A 4,519-nucleotide genomic window follows, 5' to 3' on the forward strand; every position below is an offset into this window, starting at 1 on the left:
ATTTACTAGCAGCCGAACGGTCAATCTATCAGCAATACGGTATCGCAGTACTTGATTGGCGAGATGCACCGTTGGTAACGGCTGCTAACCATAGTCGGACGTTGGGAGACGGAATTGTTCACCCAACTGCTAAAACATACGTCAAAATGGGTGACCGGATTGCTAAGTTCATCAAGGACAATACAGCAACCCCACCAGCACCAGATCCAAAACCGGCACCCCAGCAAAACATTAAGCCTATTACTGCTACCGGGCAATTCATGTTCGAGATATACATGGATATTTACACGGATAGTGGTGTGCTCCATTACATGCATAATGCTGATCGGAATTTTTCACTGGATATTGAGTTCTCTCTGCCATTCGATAATACGAGCGACCGAAGCGTTGGCGAGATCACAATTTGGAATATGTCTCAGATTAGTTTCAATCGTATTCACGAAGGGAATAGAGTGGTTGTTAATGCTGGGTATCACGGAGATACAGGAATTGTCTTTGACGGGCAAATCTATAAAACCACCGTACCAACCAGAGAAGGTGGCGACTTGAATTACACATTGCGTGTGGTTGAAGGAACCGATTATCGAAAGCTGAAGCATGTGTCATTGACATTTGGTGAAGGTACCGACGCTACAACAATCATTAACAAGATTGTTCAGGTGTCGGGTATCAATCTAAACTTCGTGTCATTAGGACGCAATTACGTGTTTAAGGAAGGCTACACAGTAGACGGTTCGCCGTTTGATGCATTATCAGATGTAGCTGACCAAACGCGTTCAGCATTGTTTTATCGCCGTGGACAGTTAACGCTGCGGTGGTTATATGACGCAGAAGTTACCGGTAATTTCACGTTGGATAGTAAGTCGGGGCTAATTTCTTCACCAACAATGGAACGGCGTGATGATGATTGGATTGAGTCTGATGATGATGACGGTCAAGGACGCTATGAATACTCAGCTGACTCAATTCTGAATTACCGCATTACAACTGGTGAGCACGTTCATCTAGTGAGCGAGTTTGTTGATGTGTGGGCTGCCGTATTGAGCGGTGAGCACACCTTTGATGGTACAAACCCAACGACAACGTTGGAGTTAGGAGTTAAGTAATATGGCAACTACTGGTATGCGTCCCAAGAAGCGGGACAATGATGTTGCATTTTTTACCAAGGTTCTGCCGGATACGGTTAAGGCGCAATTGAATGTGGCACGTTTGGCCAAAGTAACCCGTTTATATGACGACAAGACGAAAGCAGAAGTTCAGCCTCTTGATAAGAAGTCGGATGGAAGCAGCCGGGCGCCGTTGATTGGTGTTCACGTCGGCAAGACGAAACGAGATGTTATTGAGGTTGGGGATGTAGTGGTTGTCTTATTTATGGACCGATCCATTGCCAACTTTGACGGGTCAAATAATGAATTTGAGCTATCAGCAAAGCGAATGCACGACTTGAACGACAGTTTCATTGTGGAGGTCTATTGATGAGAGATATTGCGTTAGATCAAGACGGAGCAATTGATTTTCATACGGTGGTAAGTGATACCAACGAAGTTATGCAGTCAATACGAATCATCCTTGAAACCAAGCTGGGAGAGATGGTTGAGGCACCTGAATTGGGCTTTGATAGGACGGATTTGTTAGAAAAGAATTTCAATTCACGGTATGCAGCTGAAGCTATTCGAGAGGCGCTAGAACAGGATAGGCGGGTGACGGTTACTAATGTTTCAGTGACAGCTGATTTTAATCACAGAATTGCCACAGCGCAGGTTGATATGTCCATTGACGGAGAAGCAAAAACAACGGAGGTAGCGTTAGATGTTGGATGATAACGGATTTACACGACCAAGCCAGTCAGAGCTGGTCAGCAATTTAACCGCTAAGTGGTTGGAACTTTTCGGCAGTGATTCGGACACCTCAGAGCACTCAGTTGCTGGGGTGTTTATTCGATTGCTGGCGTATTTTTTGAATTTACTCTATCAATTGGCAGAGGTTGTCTATAATTCGCAGTTTATCAGCACTGCTACTGGTGTCTCGTTAGAACGGCTGGCATCTAACTATGGGCTATATCGGAACCCGGCAACCCAAGCAATTGCAGAATTGAACTTTACCGGAACACCAGGCTTTGTCATTCAAGCTGGTGCGTTGTTTAAGACTGCTGACGGTTTGCAATTTCAGTTAGCAGCAAACGTCATTTTATCAAGCGCCGGAACGGGCTCTGAATATGCGTACGCGGTTGATACGGGGGCTCAATATAATGTTGCACAAGACGCAATTAAGTATCAGGTAGAGCCGACTAGCGATATTTTCACAGTCGGAAACAAGGCGGTTAATAATGGGGCTGACCCAGAAACTGACAAAGAACTAGCAAATCGGATCCGTATTGCGAATGATACACGCCCATCAAGCCCAGAGAACGGTATTATCTCTGCTGTAATGGCGGTACCAAGTGTTAAGACTGTTCAAGTCGTTCAGAACAACACTATGGAAGTTGATCAATACAATAACCCGCCTAAAACTATCCACGTATACGTTGATGGTGGGGATGAGACTAAGGTGGCAGACGCATTGTTTAATTCGGTCTCAGCAGGTGTTCAGACAGTTGGAACCATTCAGAAGAAAATGACTGACAGTGCCGGATTTAGTGGCAATATCATTGCTTTTGATTTTGCGCAAAAGGACACGCTATTCGTGAATATCAGTGCCACAACCAACTTGAATTTTGAAACAACCGGTGTTCAACAAATTCGAGATGCAGTTAATTCGTATCTATCAACTGTGCCAATGGGTGGGATTGTGCGGTTCTCGTATCTGTACAAGTACATCTATGACAACGTGAATGGAATTGATGTTGCAACGGTCATAATCGGTTTATCCGAGGCAGAATTAGCCGCTAAAGATGTTCAATTGGCGCAATTCGCAGTAGCAATAACAAGTGCGGAAAGTATGGTGGTGACGACGAATGAATGATTTTAAAGAGACGTTCCTATCGAAGCTACCAAGCCCTATCGACCGTTATGCAAGTAAGACAGTGGCGTTTGCGGAGTGGTTGCAGGGAATTTTTACTCCAATTACCGATTTGTTCAAAACTATTGTCTCTTTTCGTGAGATTAATAATGCGGGTGGCAAGGCGTTGGACCGCATTGGTGACCAGTTCAATCAACAACGTGGTGAGGCAGATGATGATTTTTATCGCATCATGATCCGTTCTAAGCAGGCGACTAATACAGGTATCACCACTGTCAATGGCTTGCTCGACGTTATATCAAGGTCGCTAAACATCAGCAAGGCTGGCATCACAATTGAGCCTTTGCGTCGTTATGTTGACGGTAAGTTAAACGAAGGCGAACCATTAACATTAAAAATCAGCAATATTCCGCTTGAATGGGCCCGTTCTGACTTCGAACAGAATTATATATTGGATCGTATTAAAAACAGTGTGGCGGCCGGGGTTCGGGTTGATGAGGTTAGCTTCGTTGATAGTTCAAGCACTACGCTCAATATACGGGGTATTGCATCATCAACTTTGACTTATGAAATCGTTGGGGAGGAAGAGAATGGCTAATAAATTTACGAATTTCATCTTCACTACAGAAGGTAAGGACACCATTACACAGGTGTTGGCAGCGAAGAAAGTTGCCGCGAATGCACAGTTATCCATCAATACTGTATACACGTTCGCAACCAAGCTGAGCACGTCGTTGGTCTATACGCAGATTAGCTCACTTGGCCCAAAGCAGACTAAACCAGTTGGAACAGTGACGCCGCAAGATAATGACACAGTTGAGATGCGTATTCAATTGGATAATGCTGATTTAACAACTGGATATAACTTGCAAGGTGTCGCAATTGTTGGTCAGTATAACGGGAACAATTTCGTTCTTGGATACATCAATTCGAATGAAACAACTAATATTCCGCCTTATGACGGTACCCAGGTACAAACGGTGGCATTGGATGTTTCTTTCGCAATTTCAGACAGCAATATTGTGACGATTAACACCCAAACGGCGGGTATGTTGACGGTTGATGATTACAATGCACTGGTTAAGTTGCTCGAAACACGAGTGGCGCCGTTGGCAGTTGATTCTACAGTGGTTCATCTGACAGGTAGTGAAGTTGTTACTGGCATTAAGCAGTTCACTGAAAGAATTGTCGGTTCTGTGACGGGTAACGCTCAAACTGCTGATTATCTTAATGTGCACAATTTAACTGCTGATATTAGCTTAGATACCTTGTCGGATAATGGAAGCTATCTGTCTAAATCAAATACAAAGGTGACGACTGGTAAGCCTAGTGGGACGTCTGAGCTATATACGTTGATTGTTGCGGGCACTATGCAATTGTTTAACGACATGAGCAATGACGCTCTCTATGTACGCAATCGAATTGATAGCAAGACCATGACGTCATGGAAGAAGATTGTTGAAGATGTGGATCAGACTTTAAATGCTAAATACAACTATGCGCAACTGCCAACTGTAAACGGTTCTGGTGTTGCATTGCAATCTGATTTGGCAGCGGAAAC

6 protein-coding genes are annotated in these 4,519 nt (G+C 44.2%); all 6 read left to right on the forward strand.

Annotation, left to right across the window (positions count from 1 at the left end):
- Positions 1 to 1,106 (forward strand): phage protein (locus WEIDD23_RS11010; protein WP_197458884.1); only part of this gene is annotated, 1,106 nt, incomplete at its 5' end.
- 1 nt (position 1,107) lies between these two features.
- Positions 1,108 to 1,476 (forward strand): ABC transporter substrate-binding protein, encoded by a 369-nt coding sequence (locus WEIDD23_RS11015; protein ID WP_229042773.1) that lies wholly within the window; start codon positions 1,108 to 1,110, stop codon positions 1,474 to 1,476.
- A complete protein-coding gene (locus WEIDD23_RS11020) occupies positions 1,476 to 1,820 on the forward strand; it encodes a contractile injection system sheath initiator (protein ID WP_062359023.1) in 345 nt (114 codons plus the stop codon). The genes WEIDD23_RS11015 and WEIDD23_RS11020 overlap by 1 nt, the downstream gene beginning before the upstream one ends.
- The gene (locus WEIDD23_RS11025; protein ID WP_062359024.1) at positions 1,810 to 2,961 is read left to right on the forward strand and encodes a baseplate J/gp47 family protein; all 1,152 of its coding nucleotides are present in this window, start codon (positions 1,810 to 1,812) and stop codon (positions 2,959 to 2,961) included. The genes WEIDD23_RS11020 and WEIDD23_RS11025 overlap by 11 nt, the downstream gene beginning before the upstream one ends.
- Positions 2,954 to 3,556: a hypothetical protein gene (locus WEIDD23_RS11030; protein ID WP_062359025.1), complete on the forward strand. Its 603-nt coding sequence runs from the start codon at positions 2,954 to 2,956 to the stop codon at positions 3,554 to 3,556. The genes WEIDD23_RS11025 and WEIDD23_RS11030 overlap by 8 nt, the downstream gene beginning before the upstream one ends.
- Positions 3,549 to 4,519 (forward strand): hypothetical protein (locus WEIDD23_RS13805; RefSeq protein WP_197458885.1); only part of this gene is annotated, 971 nt, incomplete at its 3' end. The genes WEIDD23_RS11030 and WEIDD23_RS13805, both read left to right, overlap by 8 nt.

The organism is Weissella sp. DD23, assembly GCF_001579105.1.
Taxonomy (GTDB): Bacteria; Bacillota; Bacilli; order Lactobacillales; family Lactobacillaceae; genus Weissella; species Weissella cibaria.

Coding starts and splice junctions, on each gene's coding strand:
- WEIDD23_RS11015 (WP_229042773.1), top strand. CDS start 1,108: ATGGCAACTACTGGTATGCGTCCCAAGAAGCGGGACAATGATGTTGCA.
- WEIDD23_RS11020 (WP_062359023.1), top strand. CDS start 1,476: ATGAGAGATATTGCGTTAGATCAAGACGGAGCAATTGATTTTCATACG.
- WEIDD23_RS11025 (WP_062359024.1), top strand. CDS start 1,810: ATGTTGGATGATAACGGATTTACACGACCAAGCCAGTCAGAGCTGGTC.
- WEIDD23_RS11030 (WP_062359025.1), top strand. CDS start 2,954: ATGAATGATTTTAAAGAGACGTTCCTATCGAAGCTACCAAGCCCTATC.